The sequence below is a fragment of the Polyangium fumosum genome (genome assembly GCF_005144585.1).
GTDB lineage: Bacteria > Myxococcota_A > Polyangia > Polyangiales > Polyangiaceae > Polyangium > Polyangium fumosum.
In genome coordinates this window covers 1-25,183 of sequence record NZ_SSMQ01000080.1, presented here as the reverse complement: position 1 = coordinate 25,183, position 25,183 = coordinate 1, and the positions used below count along the sequence as shown (strand labels likewise).

18 protein-coding genes are annotated in these 25,183 nt (G+C 69.5%); 9 read left to right on the top strand and 9 right to left on the bottom strand.

The features are described from left to right. Positions 1–76 precede the first annotated feature (76 nt). Entirely contained in the window at positions 77–847 is a 771-nt protein-coding gene (locus E8A74_RS43880; RefSeq protein ID WP_136935127.1) for a TerC family protein, read from the bottom strand. A gap of 205 nt (positions 848–1,052) precedes the next feature. Between E8A74_RS43880 and E8A74_RS43875 the strand changes: the two genes are divergently transcribed. From E8A74_RS43875 to E8A74_RS43865, 3 genes are all read left to right on the top strand, one after another. After that, complete coding sequence (locus tag E8A74_RS43875; RefSeq protein ID WP_136935126.1) at positions 1,053–1,418, top strand: hypothetical protein; 366 nt, start codon at positions 1,053–1,055, stop codon at positions 1,416–1,418. After that, a complete protein-coding gene (locus E8A74_RS43870; RefSeq protein WP_136935125.1) occupies positions 1,415–2,104 on the top strand; it encodes a hypothetical protein in 690 nt (229 codons plus the stop codon). Before E8A74_RS43875 ends, E8A74_RS43870 begins: the two co-directional genes overlap by 4 nt. Before the next feature lie 117 nt (positions 2,105–2,221). After that, complete coding sequence (locus E8A74_RS43865) at positions 2,222–3,475, top strand: sugar MFS transporter (protein WP_136935124.1); 1,254 nt, start codon at positions 2,222–2,224, stop codon at positions 3,473–3,475. Positions 3,476–3,648: 173 nt separating this feature from the next. Here the strand turns inward: E8A74_RS43865 and E8A74_RS43860 are convergent, their stop codons facing one another. The 5 genes from E8A74_RS43860 to E8A74_RS43840 form a co-directional block, all read right to left on the bottom strand. Further along, entirely contained in the window at positions 3,649–4,185 is a 537-nt protein-coding gene (locus E8A74_RS43860; RefSeq protein WP_136935123.1) for a hypothetical protein, read from the bottom strand. Positions 4,186–4,285: 100 nt separating this feature from the next. Continuing rightward, positions 4,286–5,056 (bottom strand): hypothetical protein, encoded by a 771-nt coding sequence (locus E8A74_RS43855; RefSeq protein ID WP_136935122.1) that lies wholly within the window; start codon positions 5,054–5,056, stop codon positions 4,286–4,288. 7 nt (positions 5,057–5,063) lie between these two features. Further along, entirely contained in the window at positions 5,064–7,985 is a 2,922-nt protein-coding gene (locus E8A74_RS43850) for an acetate and sugar kinases/Hsc70/actin family protein (protein WP_136935121.1), read from the bottom strand. Between the two features lie 62 nt (positions 7,986–8,047). Next, complete coding sequence (locus E8A74_RS43845) at positions 8,048–8,716, bottom strand: hypothetical protein (protein WP_136935120.1); 669 nt, start codon at positions 8,714–8,716, stop codon at positions 8,048–8,050. A gap of 92 nt (positions 8,717–8,808) precedes the next feature. Continuing rightward, the gene (locus E8A74_RS43840; protein ID WP_136935119.1) at positions 8,809–9,234 is read right to left on the bottom strand and encodes a hypothetical protein; all 426 of its coding nucleotides are present in this window, start codon (positions 9,232–9,234) and stop codon (positions 8,809–8,811) included. A 61-nt stretch (positions 9,235–9,295) separates the two neighbouring features. Between E8A74_RS43840 and E8A74_RS43835 the strand changes: the two genes are divergently transcribed. The 3 genes from E8A74_RS43835 to E8A74_RS43825 all read left to right on the top strand — a co-directional run bounded on the left by E8A74_RS43835 (position 9,296) and on the right by E8A74_RS43825 (position 14,446). Then, the gene (locus E8A74_RS43835; RefSeq protein WP_136935118.1) at positions 9,296–11,110 is read left to right on the top strand and encodes an MYXO-CTERM sorting domain-containing protein; all 1,815 of its coding nucleotides are present in this window, start codon (positions 9,296–9,298) and stop codon (positions 11,108–11,110) included. A gap of 99 nt (positions 11,111–11,209) precedes the next feature. Next, the gene (locus tag E8A74_RS43830) at positions 11,210–13,546 is read left to right on the top strand and encodes a hypothetical protein (RefSeq protein WP_136935117.1); all 2,337 of its coding nucleotides are present in this window, start codon (positions 11,210–11,212) and stop codon (positions 13,544–13,546) included. A gap of 42 nt (positions 13,547–13,588) precedes the next feature. Further along, positions 13,589–14,446, top strand: a complete 858-nt coding sequence (locus tag E8A74_RS43825) for a hypothetical protein (RefSeq protein WP_136935116.1) — start codon at positions 13,589–13,591, stop codon at positions 14,444–14,446. Between the two features lie 21 nt (positions 14,447–14,467). Here E8A74_RS43825 and E8A74_RS43820 read toward each other — a convergent pair whose 3' ends face one another. Further along, a complete protein-coding gene (locus E8A74_RS43820) occupies positions 14,468–17,080 on the bottom strand; it encodes a tetratricopeptide repeat protein (protein WP_136935115.1) in 2,613 nt (870 codons plus the stop codon). A gap of 159 nt (positions 17,081–17,239) precedes the next feature. On the opposite strand from E8A74_RS43820, the gene E8A74_RS43815 reads away from it, so the two are divergent. From E8A74_RS43815 to E8A74_RS43805, 3 genes are all read left to right on the top strand, one after another. Continuing rightward, positions 17,240–17,812, top strand: coding sequence for a protein N-terminal glutamine amidohydrolase (locus E8A74_RS43815; RefSeq protein WP_136935114.1), 573 nt, complete (start codon positions 17,240–17,242; stop codon positions 17,810–17,812). A 72-nt stretch (positions 17,813–17,884) separates the two neighbouring features. Continuing rightward, entirely contained in the window at positions 17,885–19,033 is a 1,149-nt protein-coding gene (locus tag E8A74_RS43810; protein ID WP_170229836.1) for a PAS domain S-box protein, read from the top strand. A 44-nt stretch (positions 19,034–19,077) separates the two neighbouring features. Then, positions 19,078–19,473 carry a DUF7793 family protein gene (locus tag E8A74_RS43805; RefSeq protein WP_136935112.1) on the top strand — a complete coding sequence of 132 codons (396 nt, stop codon included), beginning with the start codon at positions 19,078–19,080 and terminating at the stop codon, positions 19,471–19,473. Positions 19,474–19,653: 180 nt separating this feature from the next. Here E8A74_RS43805 and E8A74_RS43800 read toward each other — a convergent pair whose 3' ends face one another. Next, a complete protein-coding gene (locus tag E8A74_RS43800; protein ID WP_136935111.1) occupies positions 19,654–21,978 on the bottom strand; it encodes a hypothetical protein in 2,325 nt (774 codons plus the stop codon). Further along, positions 21,968–24,448 (bottom strand): LysM peptidoglycan-binding domain-containing protein, encoded by a 2,481-nt coding sequence (locus E8A74_RS43795; RefSeq protein ID WP_136935110.1) that lies wholly within the window; start codon positions 24,446–24,448, stop codon positions 21,968–21,970. The genes E8A74_RS43800 and E8A74_RS43795 overlap by 11 nt, the downstream gene beginning before the upstream one ends. Positions 24,449–25,183 lie beyond the last annotated feature (735 nt).

Sequence of the window (25,183 nt, the reverse complement as noted above, 5' to 3'; positions counted from 1 at the left end):
TGCCGCCGCGATCGCCATGGCGTCGGGCGTGTTTCGGGGGTCGGTCGAGGCATCACGCGGGGACCGAGCGAGCTCGTCAGGGCGCGGCGCCGGGGCTCTCCGCCCGCGCCGCCTCCGGCGTCTTTCGCTTTTTGCGGAATCGCATGTTGAGCAGCTCCACCCCGAGCGCGAAGGCCATGGCGAAGTAGATGTAGCCCTTCGGAATCTTCTGCCCCATCCCCTCGGCGACGAGCATCACGCCGATCAGCAGCAGGAACGCGAGCGCGAGCAGCTTCACCGACGGGTGCGCGAGGACGAACCTCGAGATCCCCTTCGCGAACGCCAGCATCACGCCGACGGAGACCATGACCGCGGTCACCATGACCCACATCTGCTCGGGCGGGATCATGCCCACCGCCGTGATCACGGAGTCGAGCGAGAAGACCACGTCGAGGGCCAGGATCTGCACGATCACGAGCCCCACGCTCACCGCCTTGCCACCGCTTCCGTGCGCCTCCTCCTCGTCCTTCTCGACCTTCGCGTAGATCTCGTTCGTCGACTTGGCCATCAGGAACAGGCCGCCGATGAGCAGGATCAGGCTCTTGCCCGAGATCGCCGCGCCGAGGACGGGCAGCGTGAAGAGCGGCCGCGTGAGGCCCATCAGGAAGCTTATCGTGAAGAGCAAGCCGATCCGCATCACGAGCGCGAGCAGGAGCCCCATCCGCCCCACGCTGTCCCTCTTGTCCGCCGGCAAGCGCGCCGTGAGGATCGAGATGAACACGACGTTGTCGATGCCGAGCACGATCTCCATCGCGCAGAGCGAGATCAGCGCAACCCAAGTCTCCGGATCCTGGATCCCCGAAAACATCCTCTCACACGTCCCTTTCCTGCCTCATGGCGGGCGACACGGACTCGTTTCTACACCAACCATCGGCGGCGCGCGCCGGGGTTCTCGGTTCTAGGGCGCGCTTCGGCGAAGGGAAGAGCGCGCGCCCACGTCCCTCCCCTGCCGCAACGGTGCCGCCCCACGTGAGGCGCTACACGATCGCGCCTAGCTCGGGTAGGCTGGAACCATGCTTTCTGTTTCCGAACCGACCCTCGTGCAGAGGTCCGAGCTCGTCGCGCGGCGCCGCCAAGCCCCTTCGGCGCCGTTCGCCCACCTCGGGCTCAGCACGCGCGACCAGAGGATCCTCGCGCTGACGCGGCGGCGGCTCGAAGGTGCGCCCTTGGATTTCCAGGAAGCCCTGCGCGCGCTCGAAGCGTCGGTCGAGGAGCTGATCCCGGCGGGGCGCGTGTATCTGCTCGGCGCCACCGAGAGCGGCCCGATCGTCGGATCCCTTATCTCGGGCGTCGGGATCGTCCCCGCGGAGGCGGGTCCCCTCCTCGTTCGTGTGGACCGGGAGGGTCGGATCTCGACGCTGGGGAGCCTCTCGCCATGAGAGGTACGTTCCCGTATTTCGATCCCGAACTGTGCGAGTATGGCCCTGCGACCGGGGCGATCCGGCGGATCCTCCACGAATGGCTATCCGTGGATTGGTTCGAGCCGCCGCACCACGATTCCGACGTGGAGCGCGCCGTGGAGCTTTTGCGCGAACACCACACCCTGGTGAGGTCGTACCAGCCGGCGCTGCTCTCCGAGCGTTTCGAGGTGCGTCCGGTCATCGGCGACGACGCCCACTTCTCGACATTGTGCGAGCAAGCAAGCGCATCCATGGGGACATGGGACTGGAAGTACGGGGTGCTCAAGCACCTCTCGCGCCGGCACATGGAAGCGCAGGGCTGGGATCGCAAGGCGCATGCGCGGCAGCTCGTGTGGAAAGACGGCCCTCGCCCCTGCACCGGCGACCTCATCGTGAAGATCGCCGACATCGTGGTGTGGAACGCGTACGTCGCGGTGGACCTACACGCCGCGCTGCCCCCCGACCGCGTCAAGGCGGCACAGTGGTATCTCGGATATGCAAACGTGGACTTCGTCGATTGCCTCGAATGGCAGCTCGCCGAGAACCATGACCACCTCGACACAAATCCCTTTTTCCCGCTGGTGCAATGTTATGGCGCCGGCGCCTACCCGTTCAGCCTGAGCGCCACCTCGTACGTGCTGCACGCATTCGCCCGCCCCGCGTAAAGGCCAAGCTTCGCGACGAAGATGTCCAGGCTGCTCGCGCGTGCCCTGGAGACGAGACGAGCCAGCGCAGCGTCATTGATCGTGGCGCGCCTGCGCCGGCCGTGAGAAGACAAGGGCATGGAGGTATCGACCCCTCGGGCGACGGCGGTCGCGGACGTGCCTTCCCGGACCCACGTGGGCGCGCTCGGCGTCGTGACCACGATCTTTTTCATGTGGGGCTTCATGACCTGCATGAACGACATCCTCATCCCGCACCTGAAGAACGTGTTCCACCTCGGGTATGCCGAGGGCGCGCTCGTGCAATTCTCATTTTTCTCGGCCTATTTCCTGATGTCGCTGCCGGCCGGCAAGCTCGTCGCGCGCATCGGCTACAAACGAGGCCTCCCGCTCGGCCTCGCGACCGCCGGCGTCGGCGCGCTCCTGTTTTATCCGGCCGCCAGTTTGCCCTCGTATCCATTTTTCCTGGCCGCGCTCTTCGTGCTCGCGACCGGCATCACGATCCTCCAGGTCACCGCGAATCCCTACGTCGCCGTGCTCGGCCCGCCGGCCACCGCGTCGAGCCGCCTGAACCTCACGCAGGCCTTCAACTCGCTCGGCACCACCGTGGCGCCCTATTTCGGCGGATACTTCATCCTCGGCGCCGTGAAACACGCGGACAACCCGCTCGCCGAGGCGCACGCCGTCCGCATGCCTTACCTCGGCCTCGCGGCCATGCTCTTCGTGCTCGCCTTCGCGCTCGCGATCCTCAAGCTCCCGACGATCACGGCGGTCGAGGGCGAGGAGGCGAAACGCGGCTCGTTCCTCGACGCGCTCCGTTTTCCGCATTTGCGACGCGCCGCCCTCGGCATTTTCCTGTACGTCGGCGCCGAAGTCTCGATTGGCAGCTTTCTCGTCAATTTCTTCGGTCTCGCCGCGATCGGGGCGATGACCGAAGCGCAGGCGGCCAAATACGTATCCCTCTACTGGGGCGGGGCGATGGTGGGCCGCTTCATCGGCTCGGCGATCCTGCGCAAGCACGATCCGGGGCGGGTGCTCGGGGCGAGCGCGATCGTCGCGGCGCTGCTCGTGGCATGCACCGTCTTGCTCGACGGGCCCGTGGCGATGGGGACCATTCTCGTGGTCGGCCTCTTCAACTCCATCATGTTCCCGACCATCTTCACGCTGGGCATCGAGGGCCTCGGCAAGCTCACGAGCCAGGGGTCGAGCATCCTCGTCATGTCGATCGTCGGCGGCGCGATCGTCCCCGTGCTCTTCGGCCGGCTCGCCGACGCGATCGGCATTCACCAGGCCTTCCTCCTGCCCGCGCTTTGCTACCTCTACATCGTCCACTTCGGCTTTCGTGGATCCCGCCGCGTGGCCCTGCCCGCGTGAGGCTGATGCGCCGCGCCGGGGCGCTGCCCCGGTCCCCGCGGGGGGCGGACAGCCCCTGCTGGGGCCTGGGGCAAAGCCCCAGCTCCGCGCCGAACGGGTCGGCGCTCCAGCGGGCTTTCGGGGGGGCCCTGCCCTGCGCGGCGGGGGCCGCGGCCGGGGCAGGACTCATCCCCTCATTTCGGCGCCTTCGAGGCGTCATACTTGATACGCACGCTCTTGCACATCGCGATAACATCGGCCTCGCGCTCCTTCGTGCCATTGCAGAGGAAGGAGCAACCCATCGAGCGATCGGCGGCCTCTTCCCCGTGTCCCCCGATGGCGTGGAGGGGAGACATTGGCGTATCGCGCGGCGCAATCACGAGGTTCACGCCTCCCTCGGTCCCCTGGTACGTCGGCGTCTTCTTGTGCCACAGCGCGAGTTGCCCGACGAGCCCCTCGAGCTTGTAGAGCGCCGCGCCGGAGAAGCCTTGGAGGCCAAACGAGGCGCCCTCGTACGTGACGCTCACGGCGTCGCTCGTTTTCTCCTTCAAGGCCTCGGGCGTGTCGAAATCGAACGTGCACTCATTCTTGGTGAACGTCACGTGCACGAGCTTTCCAGCGGCAGGCGCCGCCGACGACGCCCCCTTCGCCTGCTGCGCGTCTTCCCCCTTGCTGCACCCACAAACGACGAGCATCCCGATCCACAGGATCTTCCCACCGAACCGAATCATCTTCGCCCAAACCTCCGCATACGGCACGCGCCGGCTGGCGCGGTGGGTACAGGAACGAAGCGACGCGGTCAACGAGAACGTATGGCCGCCTCGTGCGGGCTCACCCCGTCGCCACACGCACCCGCGGGAACACCAGCATTCCTTCGGTCCCCGCCCGGCGCAGCCCCGGCAACATGCACTCCACCACGTTGCCCTCCTCCGCCGGATCACTCGTCGTCGCCGCCTTCTCCATCGACGACGCCGAGAACCGCGTCCCCGCCGTGGGCGTGACGAGCTCGCACCCCGCCGCGGACGCGAGCGCCGCGAGCGGCGCGCGCTCGCGCTCCAGCAAGGGCGCGTGCGCGATCGCGCGGCCGCGCTCCTTGAACGCGCCGACCAGCACGCCCTCGAGCCCCTTCGCCTTGAGCGCCGCATAAAGCGCCGGGCTCGCCGAAAGGTCACGCCCGAGCGCCGCGCAGAGCGCGCTCTCCATCATCGTCCCGCTCACGTCGGCGCACGCCACGACGAACCGCTTCTCCGCCGAGAACTGCTCCTCCAGCGCCGAAGCGACCGCCGCCCCCGCGCGCACCTCGGCTTCGAGCAACTCGACCCGCCCGCGCGACGCCTCGAACTGCGCCGCGATCCCATCCCGCTCCGATCGCAGCGCCGCGAGCTCCCGCGCGAGCGTGTCCCGCTCCGATCGCAGCGCCGCGAGCTCCTGCGCCATCCCGTCGAGCGAAGCGCGCAGCGTGGCGAGCTCGCGCTCGGCCGCCTCCGTGCCCCGCGCGCCCTCGCGCTCGGCCGCCTCCACGCGTGACGATACGAGCGCCTCGTAGCGCATCACGATCGCCTCGATCTCGGCGCGCAGCGCCGCGGAAAACGTCTCTTTCATGGCGAGCTCACCGCATGTACTTCGCGAGGTTCAAGGTCGTCACGAGCGGGTCCTGCCCGCCCTGCTGCAAGGCCAGCGTGAGCTCGTCCGGTCCCGAGACGCACACGAAGAGCCGGCCCACGATCCCGGCGGCGAGGCCCGTCGGGATCATCGACACGCGCGGATCGTTCGACGTCATCTTCCCGGGCGCGTACTCCTGCGCCACGCGCAGCGGCGTCTTCGTGTCCCACTTGCCGAAGTCCACGTAATGCGGCCCGAACACGGCCGGATCCGAGACCGGCGTGCCCATCTGCACGAGCGCCACGAACTTCGGCGGGAAGCCACGCAGATCGCCCACGAAGTAGGAAAACCCCTGCGCCCGCCGCACGAGGTGCACCTCGCGGTTCGCGATCTTCAGCGCGCCGAGCGCGACGGCCGTCTTCGGCGTCACGCCCACGATCGTCACGCCGCGCTCGGTGCGCTGCGGCGTCTCGTAGAGCACCACCTGCTGGAACGGATCGCTGCTGCCCGGCCGCCAGACCTTGAGCCCCGGGATCCCGAGCTCGTCCGCGAGCGCCTGCTCCACGAACGCGCTGCGCGAGGAGTTGCCAGCAAGCAAGATCGTCACGCCCTGCTCGCGCCAGTCCCCTTCGCCAGTCGACGTGGGGGGCTCCGCCCGGCCAGCCGGGCTCTGCCCCCCAACCCCCGCGCCCCACGGCGCAATCGCGAGCATGCTCTTCATGAGCTTCACGCCGTCACGGATGCGCGTCTGCAGGTGCTCCTTCAGCTTCGCGTGCAACGCCGGCACGTCCGTGGCCATCGATTCGAGCCGCACCTCGCTCCCGTCGAGGCGCGCGGCGGAGAGATCCGCGGCGCGGCGCGGCTCGTTCTCCGGCGCGAACTTCACCGCTTCGAGGCCGAGCTCGCGCTCGAAGCGGAAGCGGTTCTGCCGCCCGGCGAGGCTGCGCTTGTAGAGGTGCGGCTTGTTCGCGAGGTTGTTCGGAGGCACCGTCTGCGGCCGCATCATCGGCACCTCCTTGTCCTCCATCTCGGGCAGGTGCTTGTCGTGCTGGTGCGTGAGCCACACGAGCTCGTGCGTGAGGTAGTCGCCGCCGAGGTGATCGTCGCCGCTCACCTGGAGCGTCTCGATCACGGTCCGGCTGCCGAGCTCCTCGGCCTCCTGCTCGGTCGCGGGCCGGAAACGGCCACAGGCGATGTCGAGCGTGCCGCCGCCGAAATCGAAAACCGCGAAGCGCATCTCGCCAAACTTCGAGATCACCGGCTCGAGCTCGGCGTACGTCGCGAGCTCGGGACAAACCTCGGCGGCGAACGCCTCCGGCTCGCTCGCGCTCATCTCCACGACGATCTCCTCGGCCGGGATCCCCTCCGGGATGCCGAGCAAGATCCCGCGGCGGATCTCTTCTTCGAGCAGCTTGCGCGCGCGCTCATCGAACTTCGCCGGGTGCGTGAGCCAGTAGCGCAGGTACACGTCCTGCCCCGGGCGGTTGATCGCGCGCGAGAGCAGGTAGGCGTACGCGCGCACGAGGATGCGGACGCGGTTCTCGTCGAGCAGGAAGTCGCGGCGGCGCTCGCGATCGCGGAGCTGCGGCGACTGATCGAGGCTGAGCACGCGCTCGGGCAGGCTCTTGAGCTCGCCCACGACCGCGTTCGGCGAATCCGTCATGGCCTCGCGCGCCGCGTGGCTGCCTCGCACGACGCGCAGCAGGTTCGGGAAACGCGCGTCGCCCGCCGCGGCGCGCTCGACCTCGGCCCACAGGCGCTCGTGATCCTCGACGAGCAGGTACGTCGGGTTCTCCGCCGATTTCGAGGCCGGCGCGCTGCCGCTGCCGAGGCGGAGCAGCGAGCGGTAGCCCTTCTGGTAGAGCGCCGCGACGGTCGCGGTCGTGCCGAAATCGATGCCCACGGCCGAGAGGCGCTGGAACGATTTCAGGAGCGGCCGCGGGTCGCGCAAGCGCACCGGCAGCGCCGCGTGCCACGTGCACACGCCCGTGTGCTCGCCGTACGTGAGCGCGTGCTCGACCGTCAGATCGAGCGGCACGTCCTTGCCCTCCTCGGGGATCGGCAGGAGGTCCGGATGCGAGGAATCCAGGACGAGCTCGGTGTACGTGCGCCGCCCGCCCGCGCGCCGCGTCGCGTCCTCGACCACCACGGCGGGCGCGTCGTCGTCGCGCTGGAAGCGGTGCACGACGTGCGAGGGCTTCGTGTCGATGACGAAGGGCTCACCTTCGAGCTTCGTCTGTCCTGCGCTCGGGGGCTCCGCTCGGGCGAGCCGAGCTTCGCCCCCGAACCCCCAGTCCGCGAAGAGCCGAAGGCGCCACTTGCCCGTGCCGATCCAGAGCCCTTCCTCGGGGTTTTGCAGATCGAAGAGGCGCCGCTCGGGCGCGTCGACGAGGACCGAGTCCGTCGATTCAAGAAGATCCAGCGCCGAGAGCAGCGGCCCGTAGCCCGGAATGCCGACGAAGAGCGCCCGCGCGAGCGTCACCTTCCGCCCTCCCGCGAGCGAGCTCTGCGGCGACAGGATCAGCCGGAGCGCGCAGCGTTTGCCTGCGTGCGGCGCGAGCAGCGCGAGCGGCACGACGAACTCGACGGAGAACGGCGAGAGCGGCCCTGCGCCCGCTTCTGCGGGGGTGGATCCGATCGACGCGGCGATGGCGGTCCCGGCCTTCGCGCCCTCGATCTCGAGCGCCGCGAAGAACGGGCTGTCCGTCAGGCCGGAGACGCGGACGCGGAGCTCGGCGCTTTGCATCCAGCCTTCGAAGAGCGGGAGCGCCTGATCCCACGCCGCCGTCACCGGGCGCGGCGGGCGGATTTCCATGCGCACGCCGTTCGGCAGGGCGCGCTGGACCACCGTGGAAATGACGTCGATGCGGACGCGGGGCGAGGGGGTCGCGCGCTCGGGCGCGGGGGTCTGCGTGGCGGTGTCGTTCATGGTCGGCCCGAAAGCCGCGCGATGCTACCACCACCTCCCCGCGCCGCGATACGAAAGGACCGCTACCGCCTCGGCGCAGGCGGCGCCGATTGCACGGCCCTGCCACGCGAAGGCGGCGCCGAGGGCAGACGTGTTCCTCCCGGCGCGGGGCTGTGGATCACGTCGGGCGGAGGCGGCTCGCTCCTGCGGTAGGTCTCCCCGCGCGGGGCCGGCGGCGCGACTTGCACGGGCGGCGCGACTTGCGTCGGCCTGTCCAGGTGCGCGGGCGGCGCGACTTGCACGGGCGGCGCGACCTCGGCGGGCGTTCGCAAAGCCGGAGGCGCTACCTGCACGGGCGTCCGGTACGCGGGATACGTACGATAGGCCGGGGTGCGATAGGCAGGGCTCGTGCGGTAGGCCGGATAGGCGGGATATTGCACGGCCGGCGGCGCGACCTGGACCGGCATGGATCTCCGGTACTGGTAGAGATCCCAGGGCTCGTCCTGGAAGACCACCCAGCCGCCGCCCATTGGATAATACCAGGACGAACCGACGAGATAGGCGTAGTTCCCGTTCCAGTAGTAGCTCGGGTAATCGTAAATGTCGTACGGGACGCCACCCGCGCCGACGACGGAGTATCCGTACACCGAGCCATAGCCGAGCGGCACCGTGGCCCCGATCGTCGCCCCGCCGCAGCCCGCGACGAACACGAGGGCCACGCACAGCGCCGCGAGGCGCGCGAAAAGACCCATTCGACGGCTCCTGCCCGGCGTCGCCCACCTGGTTCCCATTTGCACAGCCGAACCTCGCTCCGTCCTGGCTGGGGCAAGCGGGATGCCAGCCATTACCGTTCGGCGGGACGGACGCCCGCCGCGAGCACCTTCCGTTTCTCGTCGAGCCACGCCCGCGCGGTCGCCTCGTCGGGCGCATGCCATACCCAGCGATTGCGACTGCCGCGGAGCCAGCTCGCCCGGTCCATCATCTGCGAGAGCACGCGCACCGTGAAACTCCCGCCGTGGATCGCGAGCGCGCGCGGCGGCAGCCGGTGCCCGTTCGAAGTGAGCGCGTGCCGCGCCGCCGGCGAGATCGCTCCGACGTACGTCAGATCCATGCGCAGGAGCACAAAGGGGCGATCTCGCGCCCAGGTGACGAGCGCCTCCATCATCGCGGCCGCGATCGCGCCGTCGAAGTCCCCACGCGGCTTGATCACGACCGTGTCCGGCGGCTCGATGATCATCTCGCTAACGCCGTACGTCGTCCGGGTCTGCATGCCGCTCGACGCTAGAATACAGGATTTGACCCTCACGCGCCCCCGGGTTAGCCATGGTTCCATGAAGCTTCGTGCACCTCTCCTCCTTGCATTCACCTGCGCGGCGCTCGCCCCTGCGTCGTCCGCGTCCGCGCAACAGCTCCGCTTCACCGCGACGGTGCCGGGCGGAATCGCTGGCACGGGCAACGCGCTCGGCCTGAGCAAGGCCACCAATGCGAACGGCCCGGGAGAGCGCGACTCCATCGGCACGTTCACCTCCCTCGGCAATACGGTCGACGAGCCCCCCACGGACCCGCAGAACCCCTGGCCGATGGGCACCACAGCGGACTGGAAGATGAATGGGTCGAGCGCCGTGCTCACGCTCCCCGAGGCCGAGGTGCTCTACGCGGAGCTGCTCTGGGGCGGCAGCTACGACTATGGTGGGGAGAACGTCACGTCGATGCTCGAGACCGCCGTCACCATCGCGGCAAACGGCGCGACGATGATGGTCACGCCCGACCCCGCGACGGCGCTCACGATGAACGAGACGGCCGCCTCGGGCTTCGCGGTCCGTTATTACATGCGCTCGGCGGACGTGACGGATTTCGTCAAGCAGGCGGGCAAGGGCACGTACGAGGTCTCCGGCGTCCCGGCCACGCAGACGACCGCGATCAACAACTTGAGCGCCGCGGGCTGGACGCTCGTCGTCGCCTACCGCGACGAGGGCGTCCCCATGCGCAACCTCAGCATCTTCGTGGGCGGCTCGTTCGTCGATGAGAACACGACCCAGGACTACACGGTGAGCGGCTTCTGCGCGCCGCCGGCGGGCGTCGTCGAGGGCGCCGTCATCGTGAGCGCGATCGAGGGCGACGCGAACTTCGTCGGCGATCAGCTCCGCATCGCGCCCACGGCGGCCGGGCCGTTCAAGAACCTTTCGGGGCCGAACAATCCCTCGGACAATTTCTTCAGCTCGCAGATCAACGACGGAGACGGCAACCTCGACACGCAGGGCACGTTCGGCGATCGGAACCAGGACGCGGCCGGCGGCAAGAACGTGAGCGGCGGCCGCCAGGGCTGGGACGTGACCACGGTGCCCTTGAGCTCGGTGGACGAGCAGCTCCAGAATGGGCAGAGCTCGGCCGTCATCCGCACGCTCACGACGGGCGACTCGTATGCCCCGATCCTCGCGGCGTTCTCCATCGACGTGAATGCGCCGAATTTCAAGGGCGTGGCGAGCAGCGTCATCGACGCGCCGAGCTCGGTCTCGCTCGGCGACACCTTCACGGTCACGGCGATCCTCGCAAACAACGGCGACGTCGCGGCCGAGCAGATCGACTTTTCGCTCCCGCTGGATGCGAGCCTCGGCATCGTGTCGTTCGCGGTCGACGGCACCCCCGGTGACGCCTCTGGCAACCCCGTTGACGGCGCGAAGCTCACGGCCGGCGTGCCGGTCGGGGATCTGCCGGCCGGCAAGACGAAATCGGTGACGCTCGACCTCGAAGTGAAGAGCGCGCCGCAGCTCGCGGGTTACTTCCTCAAGGCGAAGTGGGGCTACGGCTTCGAGGTTTGCCCCAACAAACCGCTCGTGACGGAGTCGTTCTCGCAATCGAAGCTCGTCCAGTACGCGGGCGGCGGCGGCGCGGGCGGCGCAGGGGGCGCAGGCGGCGCGGGCGGCGCGGGCGGCGCAGGGGGCGCAGGCGGTGACGCGGGTGGTGACGCAGGTGGTGCCGGCGGTGCGGGCGGCGCGGCCGCGGGCGGCAGCGACGGCGGTGTCGGCGAGTCCGGGAGCTGCGATTGCTCCGTGCCGGGACAAACGGCTCCTGCGGGCGGCGCGACCGCGGCGTTCGGGCTCCTCGCGCTCGCTGCGCTCCGGGGCGCGCGGCGCCGCGGCCGATAGTCCTCGCCGGACCGCCTCCGCGGGTTGGCATATCGATTGCCACACCATCCAGGTTTGCCGTGGGTCGAATGACCGGCCCACGGCGCCCGCGGAGGACATATGCGGTCTCGCCCTTCCCGTACCTCGCTCGCTTTCGTCGCGCCTTCCTTCCTCCTCGTCGCGTCCGGCCTCGTCGGTTGCGTCGACGCGGTGACGCCCGTCGCATGCGAAGGGCCGGACTGCCCCTCCGAACCCTGGATCGCTCGGCTCGCGGCGTCCCCCATTGAAAAGATCGACCTCCTGCTCGCGCTCGACAATTCGCGCTCGATGGCCGACAAACAAGCCCTGCTCGCGAGCGCGGTGCCCGACCTCGTCCTCGGCCTCGTGAACCCGCCTTGCGTGGATGACAAAGGCATCACGGCCATGCAGCAGCCGGAGCATCCTCTCGATCTTTGCCCGGCGGGCACCCGGCGCGTGATGCCTCCCGTGCTCGACATCCATATCGGCGTGCTCAGCTCGAGCCTCGGCGGCCACGGCGCAGACAGTTGCCCCGACCTCGTGCCCGACGAAAAAGCGTGCGCGGGCAAGGCGAACACGACGAACAACGACAAAGGCCACCTTGTCGCGCGCCTCGATCCCTGCGGCGATGCCGCGGCGCCGACCCATGAAAACCGGGGTTTTCTGGCCTGGGATCCGACGCAATCGCTCACGCCGGCCGGTGAACACGACCTCGTCGCGCTCGGCGGGTCCTTGCGGGACATGGTGGCCGGCGTTGGGCCGCTCGGCTGCGAATACGAATCGCAGCTCGAAAGCGTGTACCGTTTCCTCGTCGATCCCGAGCCCTACGCGTCGATCTCCGTCATCAACCACCGCGCGACGCCCGAGGGCGAGGACACGGCGCTCCTCCAGCAACGCGCGGCCTTCCTGCGGCCCGACTCGATGCTCGCGATCGTGATGCTCTCCGACGAGAACGATTGCTCCATCAAGGAATACGGGCAGTTTTATTACGTCGGAATGGGAAAACAGGACGACGGGACGGACGTGCGGCTTCCGCGCGCGCGGAAGGAATGCGCGCTCGATCCGCGCGATCCGTGTTGCAAATCCTGCGGCCAGGACCCGGGCAGTTGCCCCGCAGATCCCACGTGTGAAGGCCCCGACGGCAACCCCGCGCGGCTCACGCCCGAGGAGGACGACCCCAACCTCCGGTGCTGGGATCAGAAACGCCGCTTCGGCATTGATTTCCTCTATCCGGTCGATCGATACGTGCAGGCCTTCACGTCGCCCGAAATCCAGGACCGCGCGGGGAACATCGTCCCGAACCCCCTCTTCACGGACCCCGATCCAAATGACGACACCCGACAAACCCGCGAACCACGTCATGTCTTCCTCGCCGGGATCGTCGGCGTGCCCTGGCAGGACGTCGCCCGGGATCCGTCGGACCTCGGAAAGGGCTTGAAGGACGCGGCGGAGCTCGCGGCGCCGATCGACGCGACCGGCGCCACGACCTGGAACGTGATCCTCGGGGACCCCACGATCCCCCTGCAGCCGCTCGATCCGCTGATGATCGAGTCCGTCGCGAAGCGCGCGGGGACGAACCCGATCACGGGCGACGTCCTGGTCGACGCCAATGCGCCAGCGGAAAACCCGATCAACGGGCACGAGCGGACGATCGCCGGCGACGACCTGCAATACGCGTGCATTTTCCCTCTGCCGGCGGGGCAGGAGCGCGACTGCACCGACGAAAACCTCGCCGCTTGTGATTGCAAGGCGACCGAGAACGACAGTCCCCTCTGCGCGGGCAATCCGGCGAGCGGCGGCGCGCCCACGTTGCAGGTCCGCGCGAAGGCGTATCCCAGCCTCCGGCAGCTCGCGGTGCTGCGAGGCCTCGAAGAGCAGGCCGTCGTGGCCTCGGTTTGTCCGGCCAGCATCGAGACGACGGGTGGGCCCAGCGCCGGGTATCGCCCGGCCCTCGCGGCGCTCCGCGAGCAAATGACGACGAGCTTCGACGAGGCCTGCCTGCCCCGGAGCCTCGAAACCGACGAGGAAGGCGGCCTGCCGTGCGTGCTGATCGAGGCGCGGAACGTGCAAGGCGGCATGTGCACGTGTGATTCGACGAAGGGACGGCTCGCCATCCCGCCGGAGCACGCCTCGCTCCTCCCCCGCATCCAGAGCGATCCCCTCGCGGCGAGCGCGCAGTGGGATTGCTTCTGCATGGTCATGCAGGCCGAGGAGGGCACGGCACGGACGGCTTGCCAGGAGGACGTCTCCGATCCGCCGCTCGCCCAGGGGAATCCCGTCCACCGATGGTGTTACGTCGACGCCACGGCATCGCCGCCCGTGGGAAACCCGGAGCTCGTCTCGGCCTGCCCGGAAACCCAAAAAAGGCGAATCCGCATCACCGGCGACGAGGCGTTCACCTCCCCTGCCACCATGTTCTTGTCCTGCCCCGCGTATTGAGTCGGCCTTGAGCCGCCGCGCGGGCCCTGATACGGTCCGCCTGTGCGGATCTTCTCGCTCCTCGTCGCCACGATTCCCCTCGTCCTCCTCGCCGGGTGCGGCGCGGCGCAGGAGCACGCCGCGCCCGCGCCGATGGGGCCGCCGCACGCGGAGGAGGCCGCGTGCAGCCCGCTCCCGGACGAACCCGCGCGCCAGCGCGCCGTGGCGATGCCCGCCGCCGAGCGCGAGGCGCTGGAGAAGCGGCTCGAAGAAGGGCCCGTCGCCGTGAAGCTCGAAGGGTGCAAGCTCGTGGTCGTCCCGGCGTGCGAGCTCCGCGCCTCGGCGCAGTACACGGCCGCGCCCGAGGAGGGTTCGTTCACCTTGTCGAGCGAGGCGGACGTCACGCGCGAGGTGCCGCTCGGCAAGGGCCGGCTCGGCGTCGTCATGGGCGGCGGCCGCGTGGTCCACGTGAAGGTGGCGCAGGCGGGGCGATTCACGTTCGTCGGCGCGACCGCGAGCCCTGAGGCCACGCAAGCGTGCAAAGAGGCGACGCACGTCGTCCGCGCCTACACGGTCGGCGCCTTCGAGGTGGCCGAGGCGTCCGGCGCGACGGTGGAAAAGGCCGGCGACGCGGCGGCCTGCGCAAAGGGCGAGGCGAATGCGACGACGCCGCCCGCGGGCTGCGGCGCGCTCGTATCGATGGACCTCGTGGCGCTGCGCCTGGGAGACGACGACGCCCGCAGGATCGAGCTCCAGAGGCCGCCGAAGCCGATCCCGCGAGGGGAGGCCAAGCCCGAAGACGCCGAGGGTTTCGTCGGCGGCGTCGACAGCGACGCGCCGGCGCGGGGCGCGACGCCCGGGAAAGACGGGGGCAAACCGAAAAAACACTGCCCTCCCCACGACCCGCTCTGCGCGTATTGACGCGCCCGCGCGTCAATACGCTCACTTGGCCGGGGGGAGCTTCTTCCGCACCTCGGCCGCGCGCTTGAAGGGCGCCAGATCGGCGTCCGCCCGCGGCCAGAACGCGGCGAGCGCGTCGAGCGTCGAGCGCGCCTCCGCGTGCGCGCCCCGCTTTTGCTGGAGCTCCGCGAGCCGGACGAGGCCGTCGGCGACGTAGGGCCCGCAGAGCAGGTGCATGTCGAACACGCGTTTCGCGCATTTCTCGCGCTCGCCGAGGATCTTTTCGTATACGCGCTCGGCCTCCTCGAGCTTGCCGCGCAGCTCGAAGGTGCGGGCCTGGAGGTGCCTCCGGCGAAACTGGGGGAACTTGCCGCGCGCCTCGGGCGCGTCCGGGATGACGACGTCCTCCTTCCGCGCGACGGCGACGGCATACCCGAGCTCTTCATTGCCACCGGCCGCGAGGCGCTTCAATTCGGCGAGCTCGGTCTCGGCGCGGGCGACGTCGCCTTTTTCCAGCGCGAGCATGCCCTTCAGGCCCTTCAGCATGATCTTGGCCCGCTCCTCGTCGGTCTTCGCGAGGCCGAAGCCCTCCCATATCCGCGAGAGCTTCGCGAATTTCGCCTCGGCCTGGTCGAAGCGGCCGAGCACCACGTCGGCATAGGCCGGCAAGAGCACGCAGCGGACGAGGGTGCCTTGTTTGCCTTTCTCCACGGCGAACGTGACGGCCTCTTCGATCAAGGCGTCCGCCTCCCGCGCGCGCCCTTCGCGCAGGAGCACGAGCGGGTGGGTGCACATGAAGGCCAGCCGATCCTCGACGTTTTTCGTGTCGAGCAGGGTTTGCCGCTCGCGGGCAAAGAGCGCCTCGTCCTCGGCTTTCCCCGTGGTCAAGAGCGCGAACGCGTACGTCACGTGCGCGGCGAACGGACCCCGTCGGGCGATCGCCTGTTCGAGATCGACCCTCGCGGCGGCGGTATCGCCCATGCGCATCCGCACCATCCCGCGCAGCGCGATAATCCACGGGGAAGCGCCCTGCAAATCGAACGCTTTGCCCGCCTCGGAGAGCGCATCGGGGAACTTCCCCGCATCCATGTAATGCGTCGCGGCGAGGACGTGGGTGAGCGCGTGCCGACCGTCGATCGCGCGCGCCGCCTCGAATCGCGCGATGCCCTCGGGCACCGTGCCATAGGGCATGAAGTAATACGCGACGAGCAGGTGCCCGAGGAAAAACTTCGGGTGCTTGGCCTTGAACGTCTCCCATGCCGCGAGGCCCTTCGCGGCGTCCTCGTCCGACATGCCGAGGATCGCGATGAGCTCCGCGTCGCGGCCGGTGGTCCCACGAGCGGCCGCGACCGCCTCGTCGAACTCCCGGGTCGAGTCCTCGTAATGGTTCTGCAGGGCGGCCGTCATGCCGAGCCCCACGTGCGGCCACGGCTCGCGCGGCGCCTTGTCGCGCACCGAGAGCAGCGCCGCCTCCGCGCCGTACACGTCCGCCTTGAGCAGGCTCTCGATCGCCCGCCGGAACTCCGCCTGCACGGCCGGGTCCTGCGAGATCCTCGGGATGTCCTCCTCGTCGGCCGCGGCCACGGCCGCGCTCGCCACGGCGCCCTTGGGCGGGTTCGTCCCCGAAGAGCCCTTCGTACCGAGCCAAACCCCGGCCCCGCCGAGCGACAATGCCAGGGCCCCGATCGCCGGGAAAAGCCACGCGGGCCGCGAGGCCTTTGGGACCACAACGGGTTTCTCCTGGCTCACGGCCGCCACGACCTCGCCCGCAGCGGCTTTTTCCTCCGCCTCCCCTTCCCCTTCGGTCGGGCGCGGCGCGGGCGTCTTGCGGATCGACGGCCCGGGCGGGCGGTTGTCCCCACCGCCCACGAGCGCCGCGACGTCCGCGTCGAGCGAGGGGAACGCGGCCGCGAGCGCCTTGCTCTTCACCACCTCGCCGCTCGCGTAATCGAGGTACTCGGCCGCGTTGCGATATCCATTGAAGAAGAGCGCGCGCTCCCGCTCCTCGCCGCCCTCGAAGAGCACCCACGGGTGGAGCGACGCGAAATGGCCGTCCTTGCGCAGGTACACCCGGCCCGGCCGCACGTCCTCCGCCGCCTGCGCCTCGCCCTCGCGCTCGGAGGCGAGGCCTTCGAGCCGCACGATTTGCGCCTTTCGGTCGCCCCCGGCGCCGATCTCCACCTTCTCCACGAACACGAGCACGCTGTCCGTCGGGAAAAACACGCCGGCGCGCCACGCGGGCTCGATCGCTTCGAGGAAGACCCGCGCCGCCTCTTGATTGAAGGCGTCGTTCCGCGTCGAGCCGTGTCCGATGACCTTGTTGCGGTACGCCGGCAGGAGCGCGAGGAGCTTCTGCGCGTTCGTCGATTTCGGCGCCTGCCGCTGGTCGGTCCCGACCTCCGCGAGCAGCGCGTGCAGCGCGAGGAGCGCCGGATCCGTGAGGCTCCCCGGCCGCGGCGGCATGGCCTTCACCCAGTGGCCCGTGGAGGGCATGCCGAGCGCGCTCACGTCCGCGGGCGGCTCGGCCGCCACCGTGAGGCGGATGCTCGCCTCCCAGGCGTAATACGACGCGAGGTGTTTCCTTGTCGGATCCGTGGCGTTGCGCGCGCGTCGGACGAGCGCCGCAATCGGCAGCGGCAGGGGCGGGGCGGCCATCGCCCGCCACGCTAGCACGGCAGGCCGCGCGCACGGAACGCGCTTTCGCGCGCGCGTGGGCGTGGGCGTGGGCGTGGGCGTGGGCGTGGACCGACCCGTCGTTCGGCCTTCCGCATCCAAGCCCGTCCGGGTTACGATGATTGCCTTCGAGGCCTTGCCATGAAACGACGCGCGGATCCGCGCGAGGAACTCCGGGCGCCGCGCCTCCTGCGGCAGCCCTTTTATTGCGAAGAGAACGTCTGGCAGCTTTGCCAGGAGCCGGCGCTCGTGGACAGGAAGCGCGACGTGGTGTTCGTCTCGAACGCCGAGCGCGCCTGCCCGATGTGGTCCCAGAAGGCTGGCCGGGGCAAACCCATCGTCTGGGATTACCACGTCGTCCTCTTGACCTGGGATCCCCTGGAGATCTGGGACGTGGACTGCACCCTCGGCACACCCCTGCCCGCGATCACGTGGCTAGAGCAGTGCTTCCACCCCAGCGTTCCGGCGCCGTACCTGCCCTCGTTCCGCGTCGTAGAGGCCGATCTCTTCACCCGGACGTTCGCCTCGGACCGCTCGCACATGCGCCTGCCGGACGGTACGTTCCAGAAGCCCCCGCCGCCCTGGCCGAGGATTGGTGCGTCAGACTCCCCCTCGAACCTGATGTCGTTCGTCGACGTGACGCGCCCGTTCCTCGGCGAGGTGCTCTCGCTCGCAGCCTTCGCCGCGCGCGTAAGCGGATCGCGGCCCGGGTGAGGCGCGGCTAGCCAAGGGCCGCGGTGTCGGTATATGCTCCGCGTCGAGCAGCTCGGTCCCCGCCAGACACCGATGGGAACAGACGATCGTGACGACGGACGACGAGATTGGCCGCCCCCGAGCGCGGGGCCGCCGAGCGACGCCGGTCTACGCGAGGCCGTGACCATGCTGCGCCGCCTGCGCGCCGGGGATCTCGTGTTCCCGAGCCGCGAGCGCGGCGGGCTCATCGGCGAGATCCTCCGCGAGATCGAGGCCCTCGGGAGCAAGGTCCTCTCGGAGCGCAAGACCGAGGACGAGCGGATCGCCACGCTGACGAACGTGGTCGTGCAGCTCGCCGCGCTGAACTTCGAGGCGCGCGCCGCCATCAGCCCGGGACACGACAAACTCGACGGGATCGCCGCGGGCCTGAACATGCTGCGCGAGGAGCTGCAAAGCTCGACGGTCTCGCGCGCGTACCTCGACAGCGTCTTCGCCTCGATGGCGGACGCGCTCGTCGTGGTCGACGCATCAGGCCTCGTCCGGACCGTGAACCGCGCGACGACGGAGCTGCTCGGCTTCACCGATCGGGAGCTCGTCGGCAAGCCCGTGAGCACGCTCTTCCTGGAGGAGCTCGATCCCGCGCAAATCCTCGCGCTCCACGGGCACGAGATGCAGTGCTTGACGAAGTCGGGCGCGGTCCTCGAGGCCTCGGTGTCGTCCTCGCCGCTCCAGAGCGGCAGCACGAGCGAGGGGTTCGTGTGCGTGCTCCGCGACATCACGGACCGGAAGCGCGCCGAGGAAGAGCGCATGCGCCTCGAGGAGGCGATCCGCGCGAAGAACGATCTCATCCGGACGATGAGCACGCCGCTCATCCCGATCACCGACGAGATCGTGGTCATGCCGCTCGTGGGCACGCTCGACCGAGAGCGGGCGGATCAGGTGCTCGAATCCCTCTTGCGAGGCATCGCGGCGATCCAGCCGCGCGTCGCGATCCTCGACATCACGGCGGTGCCCGTGGTGGACGCGGACGTGGCGAGCGCGCTCGTCCGCGCGGCGCACGCGGCGCGCCTGCTCGGCGTGGACGTGGTCCTCACGGGCCTGCGCGCCGAAGTGGCGAAGACCCTCGTCGACATGGGGCTCGATTTGCCCGGTGTCAGGACGTGCAGCACGCTGAAGAGCGGCATTGCGCTCTCGATGAACCGCAAGGCACAGAAGGCCGAGGCTCCCAGGAGAAGTTCATAATGGTTTCGAGCGACGTTCCGGTCGAGATAGAGACGCGAGGGGCCGTGCTATCGTACGATCCGCGCGGGTTCGTCAAAAAGGTGACGAAGGACGGCGCGGAATACACGCTGCAAGACGCCGAGGAGGATTTCGAGGCGGCCAAAAAGCTCGGCGGCGGCGAGCCGCGTCCCCTGCTCGTGGACGAGCGGGGCCTGCGCGGCGCCGATCACTCCGTACGCAAGTTCTGGGTGAGCCCCGACGTCCCGGCCGTCTGCAAATGCGTCGCGGTGATCACGGGCAGCTCGCCGGTCAGCAACATGATCGGCAACTTCGTGATCACGGTCTCGAAGCCCGCCGTGCCGACGAAGCTCTTCGCCTCGGAGCAGGCCGCGATGCCGTGGATCGAGTGGTTCCTCGACGACGAGCACGACAGCCCCCCGCCGTCGATCCGATTCCGCTGAGCAAGTCCGGCCGAGGTCTCCCCCGGCCGTCCGTCATTCCGCCCGCCGCGCCTCCGCCGCGCGTTTTCGGGCCATCGCGACACAAGCCTCTCGTTTCGTGAAAACTGCCGGCCACGGCTGGTCCGGGATGGATTCGAAGGGAACGGCGGTCGCCGCCGGGCGCGAGGAAGACCGACGTGCTCAGCCGGAATCCACGAGAATCGCCCGCACGAGCTTGCCGAAGCGATCCACGAAGAAGCCGGCAACCCCGAGGAAGCCGAGCGAGAGCAATACCAGGCGCACGGCGAGGGGTCGCGAAAATGTCTGTCGTTTCCAGAAGGCCTTGATGCGCCCGGGCAAACGCACGGCGAGCTCGACGAGCGAGGCCCGTGGTTTTCCCGCGGCGGCGCGATTGCGCCCGGCGCGCCGGTACAGGAACGAGCCGACACCCGCGAAGAGGGCGAGCACGAAGGCGAACTTCAGCGGCAGCAGGAGATACGCCCGGACAAATGGGACGCGGGCGCGGACGACGGTGCCGGGTCCGACCCAGTACCGCACGTGCAATTTCTCGGTGCTCGCGGCGATGAGCTCGGTCCACGTGGGCGCGACGGCGGGGGCCGCGCGCTCCTCGCCTTCTCCCGTCTCGTTCCAGCGCACCGCGCGCTTCAAATGGGGCGGCTTGTGCCAGCTCGCCGCGCCCGCGTAGACCTCGGCGGGGACGTCGGTCCGGAGGTCCATGTATTCGTTGTGGGCCGGCAAATGAAGCCGCCACCGCCACGCCGCGGCGCCGAGGTCGAGCGTGGGGAGCGCGAGCTCCGGGGCGCCGAAGAGGCCGAGCGGGGGCAGGCTCGATTCGAGGACGATGTCGAGCGTGATGGGCTCCTCGTGATCGGCCCCGCGCGAGCGTTGCAACGGTAGGAGGAGTTTTCCGTCTTCGCTGCGGCTCGGCCGCGCGGGCTCGCCGCCCTGGCGGACGGCGCGAACCTCGGTGTTCGGGGGCAATCCGAGCGCGAGGCTCGGGCGCGAGGCATTGCGCAGGACGACACGGAGATCCGTGACGAGCTTGCCTTCGGCCGCGAGGACGCTCGTGGCCTCGACGACGTCGATCGCGCCCTCTTCGAGCTCCTGTTCGGGCAAACGCTCGACGGAGAGGCCGAGCGCGGGCGACGCCGCGTGATACCGATACGCTTCGAGGATCGGGCTCACCGCGCTCGCGCGCGCCTCGGTCGGAAGCTCGGGGACGGCGACGGCGACGAGGCCTTCGCGCGAGGTCGCGCGGATGCGGAGCTTGCCCGGGACCTCGACGGCGAGCCATCCGTGCTCGCGCTCGACGCCGATGCAATGCGGGAGGCGGACCATCGCGCGATTCTTGTCGGGGCCGCCGCGCAGGCGAAGGCGGAGCGAGAGCTCGTACGTGCCCTCGATCGGGAAGGCGGTCTCGCCGCGGAGGAGGATTCCGTCGTCTTTGCGTTCGGTCGTGGAATGGAAGGCGCCTTCGCCCTCGGCGGAGACGACCTCGACGCCCTCGGGCAGCGCGACCTCGAACGATTGCATGGCGCCGCGGAGAATGGTGTAGCGGACGACCGTGAAGAGCTCGACGGCGCGCTCGTCGATGCTGAGGAGCGAGACGGTCTCGGCGACGGCGCGCGCGGCGCCCGGGGCCGGGGCGCCGCCGACGTCCCGGAAGCCGACGACGCGGATCTCGGTCGTCGGCGCGAGCGTGGCGCGCGCGGTCGTGCCGCCGCGCTCGGCGCGGACCTCGCTCACGACGGCGCCGTCGAAGCGAGGCGAGAGGCCCTCCGAGGGGAGGCGAATGGCGACGCGGGTGCTCGGCGTGCGCGCGGATCGAAATGCGTATTCGATGGATCCACGGCCGCCGCGCGGGCCCACGAGCAAGGAGAGCTCGACCGTCACGACGCCTTTTTGATCCGTGACCCAAACGTGGTATCCGGGCCTGCGCGTGACGCCGATGGGCTCGCCGTTCGCGGTGGCCGAGACGAGCGCGACGTCGTCGCCCACGAGCGGCACGAATTTGAGGCCGTCGCCGGCGAGCGTGACGACGAGTTTTTCCCGCAGCGCGAGCACGCCGCCTTCGACCTCGCCTTCGTACGACGCGGCGCCGAGGACCACGGGCGCCCCCGCGAACGTCGCGCGGTTTTTCCGGACACGCGCGGCGCGGCGGGCGAGCTCGCTGTATTCGGCGAGCGGAACCGTGGCCGTGCCGCCCTCCGCGGCGGGCGCGGCTTCGGTCCCCTCGGCCTTCGCCTCGCCCTCGGCCTTGGCCTTGGGGGGCGCGTTGAGCTTCATCACCTCATCGAATTGCGAAGTGGGGGCCTCGGGCTTTTTTGATTCGCCCGCCCCCCCCTCGCTCCCCTTCCCTTCCTCGTTGCCCTCGCCTTCGGAGCCTTGGGCCTCTTCCGACGCCTGTTCTTCCTCGCCCTCCTCGGCCGCGGCGTGTGTGGCCACGAAGGACGAGAGCACGAGCAGGAGGAGCGCGAAAAACGCAGCGGTTCGATTACGTTGCATGACGAGACCTCCGCCGCTCCGCGAGGATCCGCAGGCGGAACCACGCGGCGGACAAGGACAGGAGCGCGGCCAGGGAGAGGAGCATCGGGTGCGCGGCGAGCTCGCCGAGGAGCCAGGAAAAACCCGCGGCGGCGATGAGCCTGCGGGCGGTGATCATCCGGGCGAAGAGCCAAGGCGCGCGGGCGAAGGCGCGCGCGAGGCGGCGGACGCGGGGCCAAGCGCGGCGCGCGAGTACGATGAAAAGCGCGAAATCGAGGCCCCACAAGATGCGGCGGTGAATGCTGGGGACGAAATGGGCGAGGCAGAGGAGGAGCACGAGCGTGGCGACGAGCGCGAGGAGAGGCGCGCGTCCCCGGCGCCGGAGCGCGAAGACCGCCGCGACGAACGCCGCCGCGAGCGCGCCGTGCCGGACCCAGGAGAGCAGGCCGTTCGACGCGTACACGACAGTGATCTCAGGGATCTCGCGGCCGACGAGGATCCGGCGGAAGCGGTAGCGCTCGCCGACGAGGGGGAACTCGGTCAGCGCGGCAAAAGGCTCACCGCCGCCCGTGGCCTCGTCGTTGTAGATGGCGCGGCGCTTCTGGAGGATGTTCTCGTATCCGCCCGCCGACGCGGTCGAGACGCCGAGCGCCGATTGCAAGTACCATTGCAGCCGGCGAAACGGGTCGTATTTGATGCGGGACGCCTGGCGGAGGTTGCCCCGGAATTCGAGCGGCTCGTGCGAGGACGGGAAATAGACGTGCCAGACGGCCTTCGTGGTGTCGACGTCGAGGCCCGGGAGGCGGAGTTTCTCCATTCCAAACGCGCCGAGCGCGTGGAGCGGGCGCTCGTAGGCGACCTCGATGACGAAAAAGGCCTCCTTCGTGGCCTCGGCCGCGGGGGGAATTTCGAGGCGCGTGCCTGCGACGAGGGAGCCGTTCTCCGGGATGACGGCGCGGTTCTTCGCAGAGATCCGCTGCCAGGCGGAGGGGTCGGCGTAATAGAGGTTCGCGACGTCGCTCAGGGTCTCGCCGGCGCGCACGGTGTGGATACGCGTCTGGTCGGCGGCGAGGCGTTCACTCTGGCGGAGCGGCAAAAGGAGGCGCTGGCCGAGCAGGGCGGGACGCACCTCGCGGCCGTCGATGAACGAGCGCAACGGACGCGCGCCCTCGGGCAAGGCGAGCTCGACGTATTGCCGGCCGTCATTGCGAATGCGGAGCGCGACCTTCGTGCGTTCGGTGCCGTCGCCGAGGACGACCGTGGAGGCCGAGAGCTCGTCCACGACCGTGCGCGCGAGCTCGAGCTCGGGCAAAGGCGAGGCCGAGAGGACGATGCGCGGCGGTTTGTCGAAGCGATAACCGAAGAGCACGGGGCCCGTGCCGAGCGCCTGGAGCTCCTCGGGGATCTCGCGCGGGGCGAGGCGCTCGGCGGCCTCGACGCTGCGCGGATCCAGGCGCAATCCAGGCGGACCGAGCACGCCGAGCGAGCCCACGGTGGGAATGGGCGCGCTCGGCAGGGGCATCACGAGCTCGATGGGCGCCTGCGGCTGGTTCGCGAGCTGAAAATCGACACGAATCCGCGCCTCGTCGGTGACGAGGTGGCGGAGAAGGACGACGAGGACGCGGCCCTCCTTTTCGGTCGCGAGCGGATGCCATTGCAGGACAGCGTCGCCCTCGACACGAAGGACCTCCACGCCGGGCGGCAAGGAGAGGCGGATCGTGTCGGTCTCGCCTTCGAGGACGTGGAGATCGATCCGGCTCTGGCCGGTGACGAGGGCCTCGCTGACGCGGAAGAGCGTGTGCTCGCGGGCCTCGATGCGGGCCTCGCCGCGGGGCTCGCTCGACTTGCTCTGTTTCCAGGACAATCGAAGCTCGCCGCTGCCATCGAGGTGGCCCGTGACGACGGTATCGCCGCCTTGCTCGGTAAACGAGGCGAGCGCGCCGCCGGCGAGGGTCGGCGTGATGCCACGCTCGGCAATGCGGGCCTCGAGCGCGACGGGGCCGCCCTCGGGGAGCCTGAGGTCGAGCGTGCGGGTGAACCGCTCGGTCTCGCGGCCCCAGTGGAAATCGACGGTGAGCTCATGACGGCCGGCGCGATCGAGCGGGAGGGCATATCGCTCGCCGTCTTCGAGCAACGCAGCCGGCTCGCCGTCGAGCGTGACCTCGCCGAGGACGGCGCGATGATCGAGGACAGGGACGCGGACCGAGCCGCCGGGCAGGACGTCGAAGCGGGCGACGAGGCGGCCCGTCCAGAGGCCTTTGCGGAAGCGGCCTTCGATACGCCGCGCGACCCAGGAGACGCCCTCGGCGGCAGGATGTGGAGGCGCGGGGGCGGCGACGTCGTCTTCGAGGGCTCGCCACCGTGATAACGGAAGGGTTACGGTGCCTTTGGATTCTTTTGCTTCCGGCGGCGCAGCGGCAGCAAAGGCGCCGAGGCCGAGGACGAAAAGAAACACCGCAAGCAGAAGGATGGCGTCACGCGGGCGTCGCATGGGGGCGCGAAACGCCAAACGCGGAAGGCGCATTCCAGGGACGAACCCGGCGTCCTTTCGGGTCGAAGCCGCGGAGCTGGGGCTTTGCCCCAGGCCCCACCGGGGCTGTCCGCCCCTGGACCCGGACCAGCCAGGGGCTGGACCCAAGATCGATGAACTGCGCAATGCGCAGTTCATCGAACAGGCCCGGTCAAGACCGGCAGCGACGTTGCCAACCGAGACAGGCGCGCGGCCATCCAGCGGGCCGGTGGCAGGACCATGGGGGGGTTCGCTGGCGTCGGTTCGATGAGCTGCGCGATACGCAGTTCAGCGATGAGGCCGTGTCTTCAAGCCTGGGGGCCGAGCCCAAGGGCGACGGGGACGTGTGTGCGAGAGATGGGAGCATGGTCCGAAGAGACGACGTCAAGTCTCCGGAGACACGAGGTCGTGCCTTGGAGACACGAGGTCGTGCCTTGGAGGTACGAGGTCGTGCCTTGGAGGTACGAGGCCGTGCCTTGGAGGAACGGGGACGTGTCTCTGGGGCGTGCCGTCGACCCTCCGGAGGTACGAGGCCGTGCCTTGGAGGAACGGGGACGTGTCTCTGGGGCGTGCCGTCGACCCTCCGGAGGTGTGCAACCGGAATCTTGGGTGACACTTCAGACCGGGACCTCGGGTGACACTTTTTCGCTTCTCGAGGGGTCGACCCATCCGCTCGGGTGGCGCAGACCGGTGCCTCGGGTACGTAGACCGGGACCC

What these genes read in the sequence shown, in the direction of transcription:
- E8A74_RS43880 (WP_136935127.1), bottom strand. Translation starts at nt 847, where the DNA reads ATGTTTTCGGGGATCCAGGATCCGGAGACTTGGGTTGCGCTGATCTCG.
- E8A74_RS43875 (WP_136935126.1), top strand. Translation starts at nt 1,053, where the DNA reads ATGCTTTCTGTTTCCGAACCGACCCTCGTGCAGAGGTCCGAGCTCGTC.
- E8A74_RS43870 (WP_136935125.1), top strand. Translation starts at nt 1,415, where the DNA reads ATGAGAGGTACGTTCCCGTATTTCGATCCCGAACTGTGCGAGTATGGC.
- E8A74_RS43865 (WP_136935124.1), top strand. Translation starts at nt 2,222, where the DNA reads ATGGAGGTATCGACCCCTCGGGCGACGGCGGTCGCGGACGTGCCTTCC.
- E8A74_RS43860 (WP_136935123.1), bottom strand. Translation starts at nt 4,185, where the DNA reads ATGATTCGGTTCGGTGGGAAGATCCTGTGGATCGGGATGCTCGTCGTT.
- E8A74_RS43855 (WP_136935122.1), bottom strand. Translation starts at nt 5,056, where the DNA reads ATGAAAGAGACGTTTTCCGCGGCGCTGCGCGCCGAGATCGAGGCGATC.
- E8A74_RS43850 (WP_136935121.1), bottom strand. Translation starts at nt 7,985, where the DNA reads ATGAACGACACCGCCACGCAGACCCCCGCGCCCGAGCGCGCGACCCCC.
- E8A74_RS43845 (WP_136935120.1), bottom strand. Translation starts at nt 8,716, where the DNA reads ATGGGTCTTTTCGCGCGCCTCGCGGCGCTGTGCGTGGCCCTCGTGTTC.
- E8A74_RS43840 (WP_136935119.1), bottom strand. Translation starts at nt 9,234, where the DNA reads ATGCAGACCCGGACGACGTACGGCGTTAGCGAGATGATCATCGAGCCG.
- E8A74_RS43835 (WP_136935118.1), top strand. Translation starts at nt 9,296, where the DNA reads ATGAAGCTTCGTGCACCTCTCCTCCTTGCATTCACCTGCGCGGCGCTC.
- E8A74_RS43830 (WP_136935117.1), top strand. Translation starts at nt 11,210, where the DNA reads ATGCGGTCTCGCCCTTCCCGTACCTCGCTCGCTTTCGTCGCGCCTTCC.
- E8A74_RS43820 (WP_136935115.1), bottom strand. Translation starts at nt 17,080, where the DNA reads ATGGCCGCCCCGCCCCTGCCGCTGCCGATTGCGGCGCTCGTCCGACGC.
- E8A74_RS43815 (WP_136935114.1), top strand. Translation starts at nt 17,240, where the DNA reads ATGAAACGACGCGCGGATCCGCGCGAGGAACTCCGGGCGCCGCGCCTC.
- E8A74_RS43810 (WP_170229836.1), top strand. Translation starts at nt 17,885, where the DNA reads ATGGGAACAGACGATCGTGACGACGGACGACGAGATTGGCCGCCCCCG.
- E8A74_RS43800 (WP_136935111.1), bottom strand. Translation starts at nt 21,978, where the DNA reads ATGCAACGTAATCGAACCGCTGCGTTTTTCGCGCTCCTCCTGCTCGTG.
- E8A74_RS43795 (WP_136935110.1), bottom strand. Translation starts at nt 24,448, where the DNA reads ATGCGACGCCCGCGTGACGCCATCCTTCTGCTTGCGGTGTTTCTTTTC.